Below are 20,120 nucleotides of genomic sequence, written 5' to 3' on the forward strand. Positions count from 1 at the left end.
GCGCTATTTATGTTCCAGCGCCATGGCGGTGATTTCGCGCAGGAAAAGATCGCGGGCGGCGTCCGTCGACAGGTTGTGGTCGGCGCCGGCAACGATCTGATGGCGGACATTGGCGTAGCGTTTCAGCTTCTCGCCGTTCGGGCCGAAATGCAGCTTGAAATAATCCAGCCCGATATCGCCCTCGCTGTAGATCAGCGAGAAGGGCACGCCGCGCTCCTCCAGCGCCCGGAAGGCGCCATGCACCGCGCGATGTTCGCGCGCCAGGGCAGGGATCGCCTTCAGGATCGGGGCTGCGGCGGCGAGCATGCGGCGCTGGATCGCTCGGGAAATGTTGATGACGGCATATTTGACATTGATCTCGCCGTTGAGGATGCGTTTCCAGGTGCCGAAGCGGAACGCCTTGACGCCGTATTGGCTGAGTTGCTGCGGCATGAAATGCATCAGCTCTTCCAGCGACTGGCTGCCGTCCCAATAGAAGACGTAGGGGTTCGTGGCGAGGATGGCGCGGATGCGCTTGTCGCGCGCCGCTGTATGGAAGGCGAGGTAACCTCCGCTGCAGCGACCGGCAATCACGATCGGCCCCGGCCGCCTCCGGGCCAGGAAATTGATGGCCGCTTCCGCATCCTGGCCTTGCGCTTCGGAATAGACGATCTGCTCCGGCGCGCCGGGCAGGGGTGGGCTGTCGCCGGCACTGGCGGCATCGAAGCGGAAGGAAGGAATGCCGGCCGACGCGAGATCGCGGGCGGTGCTGGTGGCGATGCGGCCCCAGCCGGACAGGCGCTCATAGGCGGTCGTCGGCATCAGCACCATCGCGCCCTTGACGTCGCTGTCGGCCGGTTCGCAGAGGATACCATAGAGCCGGTCATTGTCGCCGAAACGCAGCGGCGTCTCGATGAAGCCGGGTCCGGCCAGCGGTGTCGCCGCCGCGGGCGGGGAAACCGGAAACGGTTGCAGATGCGGCCGGCCGGCCTCGATCCCTTTCACCCAGGTGACGATGGTTTCGATCAGCGTCAGCGGCGGCCTGGAAAAGATGAGGTTGCCGACGAGCCGGTCGTATCCCTCGTAGGTGACGGTCACGACGTCACCGCCAAGTTCGGTCAGCCGGTTTGCCAGATCGGCATCGCCGGGACGATCGGCGCGGGCGGCGACGAGGCAGTCGCGCGCCGGCAGCGCCATCGTCCTGGATAGGTTGATGGCACGGATATCCTCCGACAGGCTCCTGGCCAACATCGAGCCGCCGGAGACGGGATCGCCGCCCGGTTCGAGATCGGTGCGATCCTCTGTCATTTTCGACCACAGGGCGAGCTCGCGCAGATGCGCCCGGCCGGACACGACCGGCGCCAGCGCCGCATAGCCGCATACCCCGTCGATATGGCCGGCGACTTCAGCGGCGAGCGCTGCGCCAAGGCCCTGCCCGATGAGGATGACGCCATCGGCGCCGGAAAGCCGCTTCAGCTCGGCGGCGGCGTCGATCATGGTGTCGCGCCATAGCGCCAGCGTCGGCGTCTCATGATCGAGGGCGTCGCCGGTATTGGCATGGTCGAAACGCAGGCTGGCGATGCCGGCGTCGGAAAGCTTTTCGGCGAGGATGCGCCAGGTCTTGCGCAGGCACAGCTCCTCGAAACCCCAGGGGCTGACGAACAACGCGGCCAGCCGTGTGGCGGCGAGCGCAGGGTGGGCCGGCATGAACAGTCCCACGGTTCCCGAGAAGGTTACAGGCTGTGCCGCCGCGCGCGGCCGTTCCGTCTCTTCGTCTTTCGGCAGGTGTCGGGGAAACTGGGCCATGATCGTCATCGTGTCTCTATCCGTCGTTCGGTCGTCGCGCACCCGTGGGCCAAGGTTGTAAATCGAAACCGCGCATCCGCAGATCGCGGCCACGGTTCCAGAAAACCGCCCAGCCCTTAAGATGGCGTGTATTGCGCGCGCGGAAGCTATCCCCAAGTTGCGGTGTGGTTACCGAACGACAAATGGAAGATCGCGAATCGTGCGGGCGCGGCGCAGGGTCATGCTTGTCGCGCGACCATCCAGGGCATAAGGCTTGCGTAGAATCGCTTAGCGGAGGACGCAACCGGAACAGCTTTCGCGACAGTCTTGATTATTCTTGGCGGAAGTCGGTGGCGGGCGCCCCGTTGCGAAGGGTGGATCGAATGACGACGAGGAGAGATCGCAAGGGGCCGGATGCCAAGGGCCAGCGCAATTCCAGCGACGACACGAAGCGGCTTCGCGTGGACCCGAAAGGTTCGGGCAGGACGACCTCTTCGAAAACTGCAACTGGACAGCCGGAGCGAGAGGCTGTCGCGAAAGGACGAATGATGACCAATTACGTATTGACCGTCTCCTGCAAATCGACACGCGGCATCGTCGCGGCGATCACCGGCTACCTGGCCGAGCAGGGCTGCTATATCTCCGACTCGTCGCAGTTCGACGATCTGGAAACCGGCCTGTTCTTCATGCGCCTGACTTTCGAAAGCCAGGAAGGCGTGTCGCTGGCGGCGCTGAAGGATGGCTTCGAAGCGGTGAAGAAACGCTTCGACATGAATGCCGAGATCCATGACGGCGCCCATCGCATGAAGGTGCTGCTGATGGTGTCGCGCTTCGGCCATTGCCTCAACGACCTGCTCTACCGCTGGAAGATCGGGGCGCTGCCGATCGACATCGTCGGCGTCGTCTCCAACCATTTCGATTACCAGAAGGTGATCGTCAACCACGACATCCCCTTCCACCACATCAAGGTGACCAAGGAAAACAAGCCGCAGGCCGAGGCGCGGCTGATGGAAGTGGTCGAGCAATCGGGCGCCGAACTCATCGTGCTCGCCCGCTACATGCAGGTGCTGTCGGATGCCGTCTGCCAGAAGATGTCGGGCCGGGTCATCAACATCCATCACTCCTTCCTGCCGAGCTTCAAGGGCGCCAATCCCTACAAGCAGGCCTTCGAGCGTGGTGTAAAACTGATCGGCGCGACGGCGCATTACGTCACCGCCGATCTCGACGAAGGCCCGATCATCGAGCAGGATGTGGCGCGCATCACCCATGCGCAATCGCCGGAGGATTACGTGTCGATTGGCCGCGATGTCGAAAGCCAGGTTCTGGCGCGCGCCGTGCATGCGCATATCCACTACCGCACCTTCATCAATGGCAACCGCACCGTCGTCTTCCCGGCCAGCCCCGGCTCCTATGCCTCGGAGCGCATGGGCTGACATCGTCGAGCCGAAATTTTTGCCATCCGGACAAATTTTTCGGAACCATTGCGACGGGCAGACGTTCTATGGCGTCACGCTCCGACATCCAATGGATCGGAGAGGTTTGATACGATGCGTGAAGTTTCGGAGCGGACTACCCGTTCGCCGTCGCTTCGAGCGTTCAGCGGGCGGGCAGGAAACTGCCGGCGGACCTCGCCCGGCTGAGCTTTCAGGAGCCTTGCGGCTACGTGTCATTTCGGTCCGCGCCGGCAAACAAGCCGGCGCGGACCTTTCATTTTCAGGGGTTCTTGGCAGAGGGCTTGTCTTTGCTGGCGGTTGCGATCTGCATGCGGGCGAGCAGAAGCAATACGATCAGGCAGGCGAAGGTGGCAAACAGGGCAATGAACCAGTGGCCGAAACCGAGTGCCAGGCCGATGCCGCCAGCCATCCACATGCCGGCGCCGGTCGTCAACCCGTTGACCCGCCCGCGGGAATGGATGATCGTGCCCGCTGCCAGGAAGGCGACGCCGGCGGTGACCGCCTCGATGACCCGCAGGGGGTCGATGCGGACCTGCGGATCGGAAAAACCGGCCATATGCACGCTTTCGATGGAGATGATCGCAAACAGCGTCGCCGCCATGCAGACGAGGATATGGGTGCGCAGGCCCGCTGGCCGGTCATGCACCTCGCGTTCCCAGCCGATCAGCCCGCCGAGCAGGATGGCGGCCGAAAGCCGGGCGAAGATGACGGGGTAGGGGGTCTGGGTCTCGTGGTAGAGGTCAGCGATGATCTGGTCCATGGTCGCGGCGTTCTCCCTGCGTGGCGGCGAGGCCGGGCCTTGCCTTTCCGCGGAAAACGCCGAAGTGGGCCATTCGGTTCAGCGCGCCAGCAGGCGCGAGGGCGGAACCTGCCGCCAGCCGGCGGCGATACCCTGGAGGACGACGGCGATCTGGCGGCGCAGCACCTCGGTCTCGACCCGCCCCAGCCGGTCCTCGATGCTGACCGAGACGATACCGTGGACGGCCGAATAGAGCGTGCGGGCGAGCTGGCCGGCCTGTTCTTCGGTGAGTTCGGGATCAAATTCAAGCAGCGGAGCCTCGATATAGGCAAACAGCCGCAGGTGATCCCGCCGATGCCAGTCGGGCAGGGTATCGCCATCGGCAAGCCGGTGCTCGAACAGCGCGCTCCAGCTATTGCGTTCGCTCAGCGCAAAATCCAGATAAGCGAAGGCCATGGCAATCAGGCGGTCCTCGATGGAAAGATTGCCCGCCTCCGCCGCCAGCCTATCCAGCACCGCGCCGAAACGCGCGAGCGCCCGCGAATTGACCGCCAGCACCAGATCGTCAAAATCGGAAAAGCGCGTATAGATCGAGCCGCCGGAGCACCCGGCCTCGCGGGCGATCGAGCGCGTCGAAACCGCCGCCAGCCCGTTTTCGGCGATCTGCCGCTCGGTGACTTCGAGGATCCGTTGCGTCAGCTCCTCTTTCTGTTCGGGGGAAATAGGCATTCATGCTCCGAAAATTTAATTTTGAGCAGTGCTCAAAAAAGAGATTGAACAGTGATCAAAATTACTCTAGCTTAAACTGAACAGCGTTCAAGCTCATTTTTGAGCCGCCGGCGGGGAACGCGCTGCCGGAGGAGGAAACCATGGCCGATACTTTCGCGGAAAAGCCGCTCATGCTGTGCCGGCGCTTCGCGCCGCTGTTCTGGACGCAATTCTTCGCCGCTTTCAACGATAATTTCCTGAAGAACACGCTTGTCTTTCTTATCCTCGCCAAGCTGAGCGCGGACGAGGCGGCGTCGCTGGTAACGCTGGCCGGCGCTATTTTCATGGCGCCCTTCCTTCTGCTCTCCGCGCTTGGCGGCGAGCTTGCCGACCGTTTCGACAAGGCCGTCGTCGCCCGCTGGCTGAAGCTCGGTGAGATCGCCGCGGCCATGCTGGCGGTCGCCGCCATCGCCTTCCATTCCATCGAGGGCATGATGGCGGCGCTGTTCCTCTTCGGCGTCGGCTCGGCGCTCTTCGGGCCGATCAAATATGCCATCCTGCCGGAACAGCTTTCCAGCGCCGAACTTCCGGCCGCCAATGCCTGGATCGAGGGTGCGACCTTCATCGCCATCCTCACCGGCACGATCTTCGCCGGCATTTCCTTTGCCGGCGGCGGCGATCACCCGGCTGTCTTCGGCCCGCTGGTCGTCGGCTTTGCCGCCATCGCCTGGGGTGCGAGCTGCCTCATTCCGCGCACCGGGCCGGCCGCACCGGGTCTGACCATCGACGCCAATATCCTGCGCTCCACCATGCGCCTGACCCGCGAGATCTGCGGCGAGCGGCGGATGCTGGTGACATCGCTGATGGTTTCCTGGTTCTGGCTGATGGGCGCGATCATGCTGTCGATCCTGCCGCCGCTGGTCAAGAGCCTCGGTGGAGGCGAGATCATCATCACCGCCTATCTGACCGTGTTCGCGATCGCGATCGCCCTCGGTTCCTCGATCGCCGCCTGGTTGTCGGCCGGCCGTATCGTGCTGCTGCATGCCGTGGTCGGCACCGTTCTCGCGGGCCTTGTCGCCATCGATCTCGGCCTGCTGATTGCCCGCACCCCGGTCGCCACCGTCGAGGTTGACGGCCTGCGCGCCTTTTTCGCCCAGCCGGGCGCCATCCATGTCGCCGTCGACCTGGCGCTCGCCGCCATCAGCGCCGCCTTCCTGATCGTGCCGAGCTTCGCCGCCCTGCAGGCCTGGGCGCAGCCGGAAAAGCGTGCCCGCGCGGTTGCCGCCAACAATGTGCTGAACGCCGTGTTCATGACCGTCGGCGGCCTGGCCGTCGCGCTGTTGCAGGCGGCCGGCGCTTCGCTCGCCGTCATCGCCATCGGCCTCGGCGTCGCCTCGATCCTGGCCGCCATTATGATGTTCAGGGTGTTGCCGACAAGCCCCTTGCGCGATTTCATCTCGATCCTGATGCGCGCCTTCTTCCGCCTCGAAGTGCATGGCATGGAAAACCTTGCCAAGGCGGGTGCCACGCCGATCCTGGCGCTGAATCACGTCTCCTTCCTCGATGCGCCGCTCGCCATGGCGCTGACCGACAGCCGCGGCATGCGCCAGCCGGTCTTCGCCATCAACACCGATATCGCGCGGCGCTGGTGGGTGAAGCCCCTCCTCAAGATTGTCAACGCCTTCCCGCTCGATCCCACCAAGCCGATGGCGACGCGCTCGCTGATCCGCTGCGTCGAGGGCGGCGAACCGCTGGTCATCTTCCCCGAGGGACGCCTGACGGTCACCGGCAGCCTGATGAAGGTCTATGACGGCGCCGCCATGGTCGCCGACCGCACCGGCTCGATGGTCGTGCCCATCAAGATCGATGGTCTCGAACGCTCGATCATGTCGCGCCTGTCCTCGTCGCAGATCCGCAAGCAGCTTTTCCCCAAGGTGGTGGTCACCATCGCCGAGCCGGTACGCCTGTCTGTCGATCAAGAACTGAAGGGCCGCAAGCGGCGGCAGGCCGCCGCAGCCGGGCTCTATCGCATCATGTCCGATCTCGTCTTCAAGACCAGCGGCCGCACCGGTACGGTTCTGCAGGAAATCGTCGCCACCGCCCGCGATATCGGCATGGGCCGCGCGGCAATCGAGGATCCGTTGAGCGGAGGGCTCAGCTATGGCCGCATGCTGACCGGCGCGCGCGTGCTGGCCGGCAAGTTCAAGGCGATGTTCCCGGCAGAGGATGCGCTCGGCTTGCTGCTGCCGAACGCCAATGGCACGGTCGTCTCCCTGCTCGGCCTCATGTCGGCCGGCAAGGTGCCGGCGATGATGAACTTTACCGCCGGTCTTTCCAACCTCAAGGCCGCCTGCGCCGCGGCGCAGGTGCGCACCATCCTGACCTCGCGCGCCTTCATCACGCAAGCCCGCCTTGAACCGGTCGTCGACGGTCTGGCGGCCTCTGGCTTGCGCATTGTCTATCTCGACGACCTGCGCGAAACCGTCTCCGCCTGGAACAAGATCGCCGGTCTCCTCCTGCGCAGGCGCCCGCTGGTCGCCCGCAAGGCCGGCGACCGGGCGGTGATCCTGTTCACCTCCGGCTCGGAAGGCACGCCGAAAGGCGTGGTGCTGACCCATGCCAACATCCTCGCCAATGTCTCGCAGGCGGAGGCGCGCGTCGATTTCCACAGTGGCGACAAGCTGTTCAACGTACTGCCGCTGTTCCATTCCTTCGGCCTGACGGCCGGCACCATCCTGCCTCTGGCAAGCGGCGTGCCGGTCTATCTCTATCCGTCGCCATTGCATTATCGTCTCATTCCGGAGGCGATCTATTCCAGCAATGCGACGATCATCTTCGGCACCGATACGTTCCTCGCAGGCTATGCGCGCGTCGCGCATCCTTACGACTTCCGCTCGATCCGTTATTGCTTCGCCGGTGCGGAGCCCGTGAAGCGCTCGACCCGCGAAACCTACATGGAAAAATTCGGCATCCGCATCCTCGAAGGCTATGGCGTCACCGAGGCGGCCCCGGTCATCGCGCTGAATACGCCGATGTACAACCGGCCCGGCACGGTCGGCAAGATGATGCCCGGCATGGAAGCGCGGCTGGAGCCGGTGCCCGGCGTCGAGGAGGGTGGTCGCCTGTTCATTCGCGGGCCGAATGTGATGGCCGGTTACCTGCTGGCGGAAAATCCGGGCGTGCTGGTCGTTCCTGCCGATGGCTGGCACGACACCGGCGACATCGTCACCATCGATGCGGACGGCTTCATCGCCATTCGCGGCCGCGCCAAGCGCTTCGCCAAGATCGGCGGCGAAATGGTGTCGCTGGCTGCCGTCGAGGCCATGGCGGCCGAGTTGTGGCCGGGCAGCGCCGTCGGTGTCGTCGCCGTCAGCGATCCGCGCAAGGGCGAACGCCTGGTGCTGGTCACAGACAATGACGGGGCGAACCGCAGCGAACTGCTGGCCCATGCGCGCAGCAAGGGCATTCCGGAACTTGCCGTGCCCTCCGAGATCCTGCACGGCAAGGTGCCGGTGCTGGGGTCCGGCAAGACGGATTTCGCCGGCCTGAAAACCTATGTGACGGACCGGCTTGCCGAAAAGGCGGCGTGACCGCCGGGAAAGGCTGGCCCGTCGAACTCGCGACCTTGCCGGCGCGTCGTCAGGACGCGCCGGAGGCCAATGCCGTTGCGGAGCGGTTGCGCCTCGGTCGGCATTGGGCATGTCGAGGAAATGCTCAAATCGGAACATTTGCGGCCATCGACCGTTGGTCCATCGAGGCTGCCGCCGGCAGCACGATGGAAAAGCCATCAGGAGGTGACGCCATGGCCCAATATGTCGATGAACGCGGCGACGTCGTTTCAACCGCCCGCAAGGAAACCACCGAGCCGCTGACGCCGCGCGAAGCCCGTCAGGGACGGCTCGGGCGCCCGGTGCTCTATGTGCTCATCTGCGGCATCCTGCTCGCCTTCCTGGCCTGGGGCGGCGCGGAAATCTGGGGCGAAGGCGCCAAACGCGATGCTCCAGACGCTGCTCAGACCACGACGACCACCGGCACCGCGCCGGCAACGAACACGGTGCCGAACCAGCCGACCGGCAACGGCACCTTCGACGACAACGTTCCCGCCGGCACGCAGCAGACCGCCCCGGTCGACCGCGACCCTACGCCGGAATCCGGCACGGGCGGACCGACGCAGCGGGTCACGCCGGACGGAACGGCGCAGTAAATGTAACGCAACAGGCTTGAACAGAGAAGGCGCTCAGTCGAAATCGACGAGCGCCTTGCCGCGTGAAATATCCGTGACCAGGGTTTCGAGCGCGCCGACCGTCTGCGCCGGCACACGCACGGTCAGCCGCGCTCCCGTATCGAAGAAATCCTCGGCGACGATATCCGTGCCCGGCAGCGCTGCGAGCCGCGCCTTCATCAGCGCCAGATCGGAAAAAGCGCAGGTGACCGTTCCGGTCGCCAAGGCGATGACCTCGACCCTTTCGCCCTCGCGCAGGCAGGCGGCCGCCGTGCCGCCATAGGCGCGCATCAGCCCGCCACTGCCGAGCAGGATGCCGCCGAACCAGCGGGTAACGACGACGGCGACGTTATCCAGCCCCTGTCCATCGATAGCCTGCAGCATCGGCTTGCCGGCCGTGCCCTTCGGCTCGCCGTCATCGCTGAAGCGATAGGCCTGCCCGATGCGCCAGGCCCAGCAATTGTGATTGGCGGCGAGATCGGAATGGCCGGCCAGGAAGGCGCGCGCCTCCTCTTCTGAGGCGACGGGGGCGGCATGGCCGAGAAACTTGCTCTTCTTGATCTCCTGCGAGACGGAAACCGGGGCGCGAAGCGTGAACATGGGGATGAGAGGTGCCGCGTCTTGGCGGCGGATGCAAGTTGCGTCGGCGATAAATGACAAGGGCCGCTCCTCGGCGGCCCTTGAAACATCACGGAATGGCGAGATGGCTCAGAAGAAGGCCTGCAGGCCAGTCTGGGCGCGGCCGAGGATCAGCGCATGGACGTCATGCGTGCCTTCATAGGTGTTGACCGTTTCCAGGTTCTGCGAATGGCGCATGACATGGTATTCGATCTGGATGCCGTTGCCGCCATGCATGTCGCGGGCCTGGCGGGCGATATCCAGCGCCTTGCCGCAATTGTTGCGCTTGACGATCGAGATCATTTCCGGGGCGAACTTGTGCTCGTCCATCAGGCGGCCGACGCGCAAGGATGCCTGAAGACCGAGCGCGATTTCCGTCTGCATGTCGGCAAGCTTCTTCTGGTAGAGTTGCATGCCGGCCAGCGGCTTGCCGAACTGCTTGCGGTCGAGGCCATACTGGCGGGCGCGGTGCCAGCAATCCTCGGCCGCCCCCATGACGCCCCAGGAAATGCCGAAACGGGCGCGGTTGAGGCAGCCGAACGGACCCTTGAGGCCGGAGACGTTGGGCAGCAGCGCATCCTCACCGACTTCGACGCCATCCATGACGATTTCACCGGTGATCGAGGCGCGCAGCGACAGCTTGCCGCCGATCTTCGGAGCAGAGAGGCCCTTCATGCCCTTTTCGAGGATGAAGCCGCGGATCTGGTTGTCATGGGCGGCCGATTTCGCCCAGACGACGAAGACGTCGGCGATCGGCGCGTTGGAAATCCACATCTTCGAGCCGCGCAGGCGATAGCCGCCCTCGATCTTTTCGGCGCGGGTGTTCATGCCGCCCGGATCGGAGCCGGCATCCGGCTCGGTCAGGCCGAAACAGCCGATCAGCTCGCCGGAGATCAGGCCCGGCAGGTATTTCTGGCGCTGCTCTTCCGAGCCATAGGCCTGGATCGGATAGATGACCAGCGACGACTGCACGCTCATCATCGAGCGATAGCCGGAATCGACGCGCTCGACTTCGCGGGCGACGAGGCCGTAGGACACGTAGCCGGCGCCGGCGGCGCCGTATTCGGCCGGGGCGGTGATGCCGAGCAGGCCGGTCTGGCCCATTAGGCGGAAGAGGCCGGCATCGGTCTTTTCATCGAGATAGGCGGCTTCGACGCGCGGCGCCAGTTCTTCCTTGGCGAAGGCCGCCGCGCTATCACGGATCATCCGTTCTTCGTCGGTGAGCTGGTCCTCCAGCAGAAAGGGATCGCTCCAGGAAAATTGTGCCGCCATTGTCGCCTCCTATGACTTTTCATCGTGGATAACGGTTTCGCCCGGGCGCGGCAACCTCTGTTTACTCATGCCGCTATTCCATTTAGGAATAGGGGCCATGGTCTTGCAACGCCGTTTCCTGCCCTCCACCAGCGCACTCGCCGCCTTCGAAAGCGTGGCGCGGCTTGGCAGCTTTTCCGCCGCCGCCAGTGAGCTTTCCTTGACCCAGAGCGCCGTCAGCCGCCAGGTGGCGCAGCTCGAGGACCAGCTCGGCGTGCGCCTGTTCGAGCGTAACGGCCGCGGCGTCTTTCTGACGCCGGAGGGACGCAGCTATTCCGAAACCGTCGGCACGGCGCTGAAGATGCTGCGCATGGCTTCCCTGAATATCATGACACGCCGGCACGGCAACAGCCTCAACCTCGCCATCCTGCCGACCTTCGGCACCCGCTGGCTGATGCCGCGCATTCCCGGTTTCGTCGCCCGTCACCCGGAAATCATCCTCAATTTCGCCACTCGCATCGGCCGGTTCGATTTCGGCAAGGAAGGCATCGACGCCGCCATCCATATTGGCCAGGCGGACTGGCCGGATGCGATCTCGACCTTCCTGATGGCCGAGACGGTGGTGCCGGTCTGCGCGGCGGCCTTCAAGCAGGCGCATGCGCTGGAAAGCCCGCGCGATCTCGCCAGCCTGCCGCTCTTCCACATGAGCTCGCGCCCCGGCGCCTGGGAACACTGGTTCGCCAGCGCCGGCGAGGCGCCGCCCCCGGCGCAGGGCATGTGGTTCGAGCAGTTCTCGACGGTGACGCAGGCCTGCATCGCCGGCCTCGGCGTGGCGCTGATGCCGGAATTCCTGATCCGCACCGAGCTGGAAACCGGCCAGCTCGTCGTTGCCGTGCCACATCGGGTGAAAAGCCAGAGTTCCTATTATGTCGTGACGCCGGCGGCGCGGGCGAGGGATCCTTCCGTCGCGGCCTTCGTGGACTGGATCGTCGGCGAGGCGCACGCCTATGCCGAACAGGCCTGACGAATACGGGCCGGGCGCTTGCGCGGCCACGGCCCGACACGGCATGAAATAAATGGCTTGAAATAACTCAGTATGCGCATTCCCTGAGGATGCGATCGGGACCATGCCATGGCCCGTCGGGGCCGGACAATGGCCAGATCCCGCACTCCGGCGCCGAACAGGCGCAAGACGCGCCCGGTTTACCGTAACAAGCCCTGTCCGCCATCCACCCAGACGGGGCTGCCGGTGATATGTCGCGCGCCATCCGAGACCAGGAAGCGGATGACATCGGCGACATCGGCCGCATGCCCGGCCTGGCCGTGAGTCAGCGGAATGTCGCCCTTCGGCCAGACGACCGGAACTTCCGTCTCCGCCTCGCGACGCAAGGTGGTGCTGTCGTCGATCTCGGTCTCGATCTCGCCGGGGCAGACGGCATTGATGCGGACATTGTGGCGGCCGAGCTCGAGCGACAATTGCTGCACCATGGCAAGCTGTGCGGCCTTGGTGGCGGAATAGGCAGTGGCGCCGGGCGTGGTGAAGGTGCGGGTGCCGTTGATCGAGGAGACGACGACGATGGCGCCGCCCCGTCGCTTCAGCAAGGGCACGGCGAGATGCAGGGTGAGATAGGTTCCGCGCAGGTTGACCGCCATGGTCCGGTCCCACTCCTGCGGCTTGAGATCGTCGATCGGCGCCCAGACACCGTTGATGCCGGCATTGGCAACGACGATGTCGAGTCGGCCAAAGCGTTTTTGCAGGGTATCGAAGGCGCCGCGCATGGCGGCCTCGTCGGAAATATCGGCGCTCAAGGGGAGTGCGGGGGCGCCGAGCTTTTCCACCTCCGCCGCCGTGCGCTCGATCTCGTCCGGCGTGCGGCTGAGGACGGCGATGCCGGCGCCGGCCCTCGCCAATGCCAGGGCGGCTGCCTTGCCGATGCCGGAGCCGCCGCCGGTGACCAATGCGATTTTTCCGGAAAGTTCCATGCCGGGCGCTTGCCTCCTGCTGTCGTTGCCGCAGCATTCAACAGGCGCGCCGGCGGAAAAGTTCCCGTCAGGTGGACTGGATGGCAGAGAGCAGCCAGTCGGTTCCGGGCCGGCGGGTGAAGGTCCAGACCTCCACCGTTTCGGTCGGATGCGTCAGGTCGCCGGAAACGACACGGCCGCTCGTGCGCTCGACCATGGCGTCGATGCCGGAATAACGCATCGCGACAGTGGCGTATTCCTGCGTGCCCTCGCGCCAGGCCTCGGCGATGTCGCCCTGCACCAGCCGGACGTCGGAAACGACGTTGCGAAGGCCGTTGGTAGCGTTGTCGCTGAGTTCCTCGGCCAGATAGGACATGGCTTCCGGTGTCGTCAGGCGGCGCAACTGGGCGTAGTCCTCGTTGGCATAGGCGGTCTGCACCTCGCGCAGCATCACCTCGAAACGGTCGAGATCGGTCTGGCCAACCTCGATATCGCTCACCGGCGGCGCTGCGGACGCTGCCGCCGGCTGGCGGGCGCTACCCGAGCCCATGGCCGGGATATCGAAGGCCGGCGGACGGCCGGAGCCGGCAGCACTCTGACGCGCGGACATGCCGGCCGGCATCGGCGAGCGTCGATTGGCGAGGAAACGCATGAGAAGCATGATGCCGCCGGCGATCAGCGCCACCTGCAGCAACAGGCCGAGGAAGCCCGCCATGCCGCCAAAGCCCTGGCCGAGCAGCATGCCGAACAGGCCGCCGAGCAGCAGGCCGCCCATCAGCGAGCGGCCGAAACCGTTGAAGAAGCCGGGGCGCTGGGCCTGCGGTGCGGCCGGACGCTGCGCCTGCGGCGTCGCCGAGGGGCTGGCCGGCTGCTGCGGCGTCATCGTCCGGTTGATCGGCGCAGCGTCTGTGGGCGCGGTGCGGGTGGCCGGCGGCGCCTGGAAGGTGCGCGTTCCCCGGCTGCCGAAGCCGCCGCCGCCACGGCGCGCTTCCGCAACATCGGCGACGACGAGCGAAGCGGCAAGGCCGATGGCAAGGACTGCAATCACATGGGTATATCGCGACAGGCGCTTGAACATCCATTTCTCCCGAAACGGCCACATGGCCGCGTCCCTGATATAGTGTGCCTTCGCCGCGATTGAAGGGATTTACGGTATTGGTGCGTGGGGCGAGGGGTGGCGCTTCCGTTCTGGCGGCTGTTGCGCCGTGATCTCTGGCTTCGCGCCGGCAATTGCGTGTAAGAGCATGGTGCTAGCCTTTGCGATTCGCAAAGGCTCGACAACGGAGCGGGACATGAAGGCGGGTGCGCGTATTCTGATCGTCGAGGACGAGGCCTTGATCGCGATGCTGCTTGAGGAAATGCTGACCGATCTCGGTTATGAACTGGCCGGAACCGCCGCCACCCTGGCGCAGGCGCTGGAACTGGCCGCGGCGACCGAACTCGACGGGGCGATCCTCGACCTTTCGCTGGGCGGCGAAAAATCGCTGCCGGTGGCCGATGCGCTGGCCGCGCGCGGCATTCCCTACATGTTTGCGTCCGGCTATGGTCGCTCCGGGCTGGAGGAACCCTATGCCGGCCGCGCGCTACTGCGCAAGCCCTTCGATTTCGACGAGCTGGAAGCCGCGCTGAAGGCGCTCTGATTCAAGCTTGATCCCCGGCCTGCTTCACCGGGTAGAGCCCGCCGAGCTGCTGGAGCAGGCTGTCCGTTTCGGTGCGCGCATGGGCGCGGGCATTACGCCAGTGCCGGTCGAGATTGGCAGCGATCCGGGTGGCGGCGTCGCCCGCGAGATCGAAGACCGCATCGGCGAGCATTGCCGCCGTCGACGCCGCTTCGAGGCGGGTCGCCATCGCCGAGAGCACCGCTGCACGGATCGAGTCCTCGTCGGCATTGACCTGCGCCATGTCGAGCTGGCGCGCCGCCCGTTCCAGAAGCGCGCTCGCCACCTCCAGCCGCACCGCAAGCCGGCCGCGCCGGATCATCGCAGCCGTTTCCTGTCCCCCTGGCGCGGGCCGGGCGGCGTCGGAAAAAGCGGCGCGAGCAATGCCGACATCGACGGCCGCGTGCATGAGATCGGAAAAAGCGGTGATCGAAGTTGCCCGCTGGCGCTTGCGTGCGCCGATCAAGGCGTCGTTGCCAAGCACTAGGTTCTGCAGCACCACCGTGCCGCCGCCCGCCGTGCGCTGGCCAAAGCTGTCCCAATCATCGATGACCGTCAGCCCGTCCGCCTGGCGGGGGATGAGGACGATCTCGTCGCGCCCGCCGGCGTCGCGGGCGGCCACCGCGATCCAGTCGGCGAAGAGCACGCCGGCGTGAGCCGTCTGCCGGCCCTCGACCCGGAAGATCGAGCCGTTCTGGGTCAGCGTCACGGTTTCTTCCTGGCTTTGCGCGCAGGCGGAAAACAACTCGCCCTGCAGGGCGCGTTCGAAGTACGCCTTCTGCTGCTCGTCGCTGCCTTCCCAGCGCAGGATTTCGAGAACCCGGAGATGGCTGCAATAGAGATCGGCGACGGACGGATCGGACTCGGCCAGCATTGCCACGATTTCCGCCAGTATGCCGTTGGAGATATCGATGCCATCGACCTCGGCCGGGGCGCTGATGCCGAGCAGGCCGGAGGAACACAGCGCCTCCAGTTCCTCCAGCGCATGCTGGCGTTCGATATCGCGCAGGCTCGCCTTCGGTTGCAGGCGGGCGGCAAGCGCGCGGGCGACGGCGACGGCATCTTCTTCCTTGCCGATCCGCATCGCCGGCGGCCGGTTGCGATCGCGAAGCTGTGATACCGTGCCCATGCAATGCCTCCTGAACCATCGTCGCCATGCTGCCCTCATTCGGCAAGGCAATGCAAGAGGCCGGACAGGCCCGTCGGGCGGTATCATAAAGGCAGAAATAAGCCAGTTATATGAATGACATGCGTGTTTCCCGCCAACAAGCCAGTTGAAAGACGGCGACAATCGGGCATTAATATTTTGGAAAGTAGCGAGGGTGACCCCTAGGATCAGGCATCGTCGACCAGGGCTTTTTCGAACGTTTCAGGGTCTGGAATCGTTTCTGGCGGATGGCGATTGAACCCAAGTTTCGGCGTTGTTCTTTCAGTGTACCGGCTTCCGTTGGCAAGGCACGAAAGGAGATGGCATGACGATCCATGGCAGCTTCCTCCCTCTCGCCCGGTTCGGCAGCGATGGTGTGTCCGTTCCACGGATCGCGATCGTCGGGCGCGGCTTCTCGGGGTTGATGACGGCGATCGCGTTGTTGCGGCGGGTGCGCACGCCGTTCGAACTGCAATTGTTCGATCCGCATCCGGATATCAGCGGCGGCCAGGCCTTGGCCGGTGCGCAACTGGGCGAAATCCTCAACAGCCGGGTGCGTGACCTCTCGGTTGCCGATGATGATGTCGACGATTTCGACACCTGGCTGCGCGGCAATGCCAGCTTCCGCAATGCCGTGTCCGCCGCCATTCCCGGCTTCCGGCAGATTTTCGTGCCGAAGGGCATGTTTTCCGATTATGCCTATCAGCGCTTTTCCGATGCGCTGGCGCTGCGCCACGATGTCAGCATCCGGGTGCGCAGCGAACTGGTTCTGAGCATCGCGAGGCGCGGTGACGGCCGATTTGCCGTGGCGACCGGCGAAGGCCCGGCGCAGACGTGCGACATCGTGGTTCTCGCCACCGGCTATGGCACGGTGCGGGCCGGTAGCTCCCCGCAGCCGGAGATGTCCGGTGCGCGCCCGGTGCGCGCCCGGCGGCTGGCGCCCTGTCCGCATATCGTGCTGCTCGGAACCGGCGTGCGGGTTGTCGACCGGCTGTTCCAGCTTCGCGATGGCGGTTATGCCGGGCGCATCACGCTGCTTTCGGCGCATGGTTTTCTGCCGCGAAGCCATACGCGGTTTGCCGCCGATCCGATGGAGCTGGAGGGCAAGATTCCGCATCGCCTGCCGGAGATCGTCCGCTTCTTGCGACAGGCCTGCCGCACCGCCGAGGAGAACGGCCAGAACTGGCAATCGGTGATGAATGCCTTCCGCAAGCAGGCGCGCTCGCTGTGGCGCGACCTGCCGGCGGCGGAAAAACGCCGTTTCAACCGCCATCTGCGCGCCATCTACGACAGCCACCGCAACCGTCTGCCGGAGCCGCATTACCTGCGGCTGATGCGCGAATTGTCGACCGGCGGCACAGTGCTGCGCAAGGGCTGGGCAGGAAGCTTTTCCGACGACGGCGTGACGGTGCGCTGGCCGGGCGAGGCGCGCGAGGACTTTATCGCCGCAAGCACCGTCATCGATTGCCGCTGCGCCGCGCCCGATCTTACCGCCCCGCCGCTTTCGGCGCTGCTGCAGGACGGGCTGGCGATGCCGGACGAACTCGGTCTCGGCCTGCTGGTCAACGCCCATGGCGAGGTGCTGGTCGGAGACCAGGCGACCGCCAATCTCTATGCCGTCGGCCCGCTCGGCCTCGGCAGCCTGCCGGATATCGATCTGGTGCCGGAAATCGTCAGCCAGGCCTATGCCGCCGCCGGTCTGGTCGCGCGAACCTGTACGGCGCTTGCTTCAACCGGCTAGACAACGCGCACTTTCCAAGCGGCCGCGAAGCGGATAGACGAAAGGCGACAGTCCGGCGCTAGCCGGCTCCCGCTTCCGGAAGGACATTTTCCGTGCCCCATTCGCACCGCCCGCTGTTTTCGCGCCCGCATCAGGCCTTCCTGTTCGACATGGATGGGACGCTGCTGAATTCGATCGCCGTGGTCGAGCGCATCTGGGCCGACTGGGCGGTCGCTCACGGGCTCGAACCCGAGGTTTTCCTGAAAACCGTCCACGGCATCCGCGCCGCAGACGTCATCGCCGACCTCGCGCTGCCGGGCGTCGATCCGCAGAAGGAAGCGGCCGAGCTGCTGCGGCTGGAAATGGAGGATGTGACCGGCATCGTCGCCGTTCCCGGCGCCGTCGAATTTCTTCACCGCCTGCCGGCGGAACGCTGGGCGATCGTCACCTCGGCCCCGCGCGCGCTTGCGCATCGGCGCATGAAGGCGGCGGGCATTCCCTTCCCGGACATCATGGTGACCGGCGAGGAGGTGGCGAACGGCAAGCCGAGCCCGGAAGGCTACCTGCTCGGCGCCAAGCGTCTCGGCGTCGATCCGCGCCAATGCGTGGTGTTCGAGGATGCGGTGGCCGGCATTCTGGCCGGCGAGGGCGCCGGCGCCGAAGTCTGCGTCATCACCGCCACTCATTCCAGCGTCTACGATACACCGCATTTCTCGCTGGCGGGCTATGACACGTTGGCCGCCTCCGTCGATGGCGACGGATTGCTGCGGCTGTCGCATCGGTAGTTTCGTCATTCGATGAAAACGCGGACGCTGGCGGCGCGGCCGGCGGCGTCGATGACTGTCAGGGTCGAATAACCCTGTCCGTCCGGCATCCATTGCGTCGTGCGCCGGCGCGAAGCTTCGCTGAGCGGCTGGCCGTTGGCGAGCCAGCGGAAGGGTGCGCGGCCGCCCTGCAGTTTCAGGGAAAGCGGCATTGTCTCCGTTCCCTGCTTCAGGCCGAGATCCACGCGTGCGCCTTCCGGCGGATAGATGATGCGCGGCGCGGCTTCGCGGGAGGAGGCCGAGAGCAACCCCTCCGACGTCGTCGCGAAACGGCGCTGGCTCGCCGGCAATTGCGTCTGCGGCAGACGGATGGCGCCGGCCGGCGCACGCGGCAGGGCGGCGATGGCAAGGCCGGATTTGGCGAAGGCTTCGAACAGGATGGGGGCGGCCGAGGCATAGCCGGTCAGCCCCGGCACCGCGCCGTTGTCGGCGCGGCCGACCCAGACGCCGATGACGTGATCGCCATCGAAGCCGACAGACCAGGCGTCGCGATAGCCGTAGCTAGTGCCGGTCTTGTAGGCGATGCCGCGCTGGGAGACGCCGAGCGGCGGCGACACGCCGGCAAGGCTGTCGGCGACATTCCATGCGGCGACGACATCCATGATCGGCGCGCCGTCGAGAACGGCAGGCTGCTCGCGCAGCCCATCGCCGAGCCGCACCGGCCTGCCGCGATTGGCGAGCGCCGCATAGAGCTGCACCAGATCCTTAAGCGTAATCCCGACGCCGCCGAGGCCAATGGCGAGCCCCGGCGTCTCGTTGGTCGGCAGTACCGGGCGCACCTCGGCGCGGCGGAAACGCACCATCAGCCGCGTCGGCCCGACCGCGTCGAGCAGCCGCACCGCCGGCACGTTCAGCGACATCTGCAACGCCGTGCGCACGCTGACATCGCCTTGATAGGTCATGTCGAAATTGCGTGGCCGATAACCGGCGAAATCGGCCGGCCGGTCCTCGATGATGGTTTCCTGCGCCACCAGCCCTTCCTCGAAGGCGAGGCCGTAGATGAAGGGTTTCAGCGTCGAGCCGGGCGAGCGGTTGACGCGGGTCATGTCGATCCAGCCGGAGCGGCTGGGATCGAAATAATCGGCCGAGCCGACCTCGCCGAGAATTGCGCCGCTATGGACGTCGGCCATGACGATGGCGACGGACAGGCGTGGCCCCAGTCGCGTCGCCGCCTCCTGCGCCAGGGATTCGAGCGCGGCCTGCGTGCTGCGGCGCAGAGTGGTCTGGTAGCGCGCTATGCCCGGCTGCTTGCGAATGGCGGTTTCTGCAAGATGGGCGGCGAAAGCCGGCAGTTGCAGGCGGCGGTTCGGCACAGGGATGAGGGCGGCGCGGGCGCTTTCGCCGTCGCCGACGACATCGGCCACCGCCATGCGGTCCAGCACGCGCTGGCGCGCCTCGGTGGCGGTCTTCAGATGCCGGTCGGGGCGGCGCAATTCCGGCAATTGCGGTAGTGCGACGAGCAGGGCGGCTTCGGCGACGCTCAGCCGTTTCGGCTCCTTGCCGAAATAAGCAAGGCTTGCGGCGCGCACGCCTTCGAGATTGCCGCCATAGGGGGCGCGGGTGAGATAGAGGTCGAGGATCTCGGCCTTGCTCAGCCGTCGCTCGATCTGCAGCGCCCGCACCACCTGCTTGAGCTTGGCGGGAATGGAGCGGCTGTCGCGCGGCTCGATCAGCCGGGCAAGCTGCATGGAAAGCGTCGAGGCGCCGGAAACGATGCGGCCATGGGTGAGGAACTGCCAGCTGGCGCGACCGATGGCGACGGGATCGACGCCGCGATGCTCCCAGAAGCGTTGATCCTCATAGGCGACCAGCATGTGCAGAAATTGCGGATCGACATCGGCGGCCGTGGTCTTCAGCCGCCAGCGCCCCTTCGGCGTCGCGAAGGCGCGCAGCAATTGCCCGTCCGCATCCACCACCTCGGCCGAGACGAGGCCGGCCTTTTCCAGCGGCGGCGGAAAGGCGCGGTCGGCTGCATCGAGCCCGAGCACAGCAACGAACCCCGTAAGGAGGGTCGCGACGATGCCAAGCCCGAATTTATGCCGCCGGCGCATCT

General features: G+C 65.6%; 16 protein-coding genes. 7 read left to right on the top strand and 9 right to left on the bottom strand.

The window, feature by feature from the left end:
* Positions 1 to 3: 3 nt before the first annotated feature.
* Positions 4 to 1,794: an alpha/beta hydrolase gene (locus P7F60_RS22370; RefSeq protein WP_277919901.1), complete on the bottom strand. Its 1,791-nt coding sequence runs from the start codon at positions 1,792 to 1,794 to the stop codon at positions 4 to 6.
* Positions 1,795 to 2,312: 518 nt separating this feature from the next.
* Here P7F60_RS22370 and purU point away from each other — a divergent pair.
* Complete coding sequence (gene purU, locus P7F60_RS22375; protein WP_277919944.1) at positions 2,313 to 3,197, top strand: formyltetrahydrofolate deformylase; 885 nt, start codon at positions 2,313 to 2,315, stop codon at positions 3,195 to 3,197.
* A gap of 280 nt (positions 3,198 to 3,477) precedes the next feature.
* Here purU and P7F60_RS22380 read toward each other — a convergent pair whose 3' ends face one another.
* Together P7F60_RS22380 and P7F60_RS22385 are read right to left on the bottom strand one after the other, a co-directional pair.
* Positions 3,478 to 3,978: an MgtC/SapB family protein gene (locus tag P7F60_RS22380; protein ID WP_277919902.1), complete on the bottom strand. Its 501-nt coding sequence runs from the start codon at positions 3,976 to 3,978 to the stop codon at positions 3,478 to 3,480.
* 78 nt (positions 3,979 to 4,056) lie between these two features.
* Entirely contained in the window at positions 4,057 to 4,686 is a 630-nt protein-coding gene (locus P7F60_RS22385; RefSeq protein ID WP_277919903.1) for a TetR/AcrR family transcriptional regulator, read from the bottom strand.
* 140 nt (positions 4,687 to 4,826) lie between these two features.
* Between P7F60_RS22385 and P7F60_RS22390 the strand changes: the two genes are divergently transcribed.
* Positions 4,827 to 8,255: an acyl-[ACP]--phospholipid O-acyltransferase gene (locus tag P7F60_RS22390; RefSeq protein ID WP_277919904.1), complete on the top strand. Its 3,429-nt coding sequence runs from the start codon at positions 4,827 to 4,829 to the stop codon at positions 8,253 to 8,255.
* 212 nt (positions 8,256 to 8,467) lie between these two features.
* Positions 8,468 to 8,869 (top strand): hypothetical protein, encoded by a 402-nt coding sequence (locus P7F60_RS22395; protein ID WP_277919905.1) that lies wholly within the window; start codon positions 8,468 to 8,470, stop codon positions 8,867 to 8,869.
* A 33-nt stretch (positions 8,870 to 8,902) separates the two neighbouring features.
* Here P7F60_RS22395 and P7F60_RS22400 read toward each other — a convergent pair whose 3' ends face one another.
* Together P7F60_RS22400 and P7F60_RS22405 are read right to left on the bottom strand one after the other, a co-directional pair.
* Complete coding sequence (locus P7F60_RS22400; protein ID WP_277919945.1) at positions 8,903 to 9,487, bottom strand: YigZ family protein; 585 nt, start codon at positions 9,485 to 9,487, stop codon at positions 8,903 to 8,905.
* A 108-nt stretch (positions 9,488 to 9,595) separates the two neighbouring features.
* Positions 9,596 to 10,777 carry an acyl-CoA dehydrogenase gene (locus P7F60_RS22405; protein ID WP_277919906.1) on the bottom strand — a complete coding sequence of 394 codons (1,182 nt, stop codon included), beginning with the start codon at positions 10,775 to 10,777 and terminating at the stop codon, positions 9,596 to 9,598.
* Positions 10,778 to 10,874: 97 nt separating this feature from the next.
* Between P7F60_RS22405 and P7F60_RS22410 the strand changes: the two genes are divergently transcribed.
* The gene (locus P7F60_RS22410) at positions 10,875 to 11,780 is read left to right on the top strand and encodes a LysR family transcriptional regulator (protein WP_277919907.1); all 906 of its coding nucleotides are present in this window, start codon (positions 10,875 to 10,877) and stop codon (positions 11,778 to 11,780) included.
* A 179-nt stretch (positions 11,781 to 11,959) separates the two neighbouring features.
* Here the strand turns inward: P7F60_RS22410 and P7F60_RS22415 are convergent, their stop codons facing one another.
* Both P7F60_RS22415 and P7F60_RS22420 read right to left on the bottom strand, forming a co-directional pair.
* On the bottom strand, positions 11,960 to 12,739 hold the full coding sequence (locus tag P7F60_RS22415) for an SDR family NAD(P)-dependent oxidoreductase (protein ID WP_277919908.1): 780 nt from the start codon (positions 12,737 to 12,739) through the stop codon (positions 11,960 to 11,962).
* A gap of 67 nt (positions 12,740 to 12,806) precedes the next feature.
* The gene (locus tag P7F60_RS22420; protein ID WP_277919909.1) at positions 12,807 to 13,796 is read right to left on the bottom strand and encodes a Tim44 domain-containing protein; all 990 of its coding nucleotides are present in this window, start codon (positions 13,794 to 13,796) and stop codon (positions 12,807 to 12,809) included.
* 214 nt (positions 13,797 to 14,010) lie between these two features.
* Here P7F60_RS22420 and P7F60_RS22425 point away from each other — a divergent pair, with 214 nt between their 5' ends.
* Complete coding sequence (locus P7F60_RS22425) at positions 14,011 to 14,358, top strand: response regulator (protein ID WP_277919910.1); 348 nt, start codon at positions 14,011 to 14,013, stop codon at positions 14,356 to 14,358.
* 1 nt (position 14,359) lies between these two features.
* Here the strand turns inward: P7F60_RS22425 and P7F60_RS22430 are convergent, their stop codons facing one another.
* Positions 14,360 to 15,505, bottom strand: coding sequence for an acyl-CoA dehydrogenase family protein (locus tag P7F60_RS22430; protein ID WP_277919911.1), 1,146 nt, complete (start codon positions 15,503 to 15,505; stop codon positions 14,360 to 14,362).
* 343 nt (positions 15,506 to 15,848) lie between these two features.
* Between P7F60_RS22430 and P7F60_RS22435 the strand changes: the two genes are divergently transcribed.
* Both P7F60_RS22435 and P7F60_RS22440 read left to right on the top strand, forming a co-directional pair.
* The gene (locus P7F60_RS22435; RefSeq protein WP_277919912.1) at positions 15,849 to 17,264 is read left to right on the top strand and encodes an FAD/NAD(P)-binding protein; all 1,416 of its coding nucleotides are present in this window, start codon (positions 15,849 to 15,851) and stop codon (positions 17,262 to 17,264) included.
* Between the two features lie 92 nt (positions 17,265 to 17,356).
* Positions 17,357 to 18,028, top strand: a complete 672-nt coding sequence (locus P7F60_RS22440) for an HAD family hydrolase (protein WP_277919913.1) — start codon at positions 17,357 to 17,359, stop codon at positions 18,026 to 18,028.
* A 5-nt stretch (positions 18,029 to 18,033) separates the two neighbouring features.
* On the opposite strand, the gene pbpC is transcribed toward P7F60_RS22440, so the two are convergent.
* Positions 18,034 to 20,118 (bottom strand): penicillin-binding protein 1C, encoded by a 2,085-nt coding sequence (gene pbpC, locus P7F60_RS22445; protein ID WP_277919914.1) that lies wholly within the window; start codon positions 20,116 to 20,118, stop codon positions 18,034 to 18,036.
* Positions 20,119 to 20,120: the final 2 nt, after the last annotated feature.

It is taken from the genome of Rhizobium sp. YJ-22 (assembly GCF_029601685.1).
Taxonomy (GTDB): domain Bacteria; phylum Pseudomonadota; class Alphaproteobacteria; order Rhizobiales; family Rhizobiaceae; genus Metarhizobium.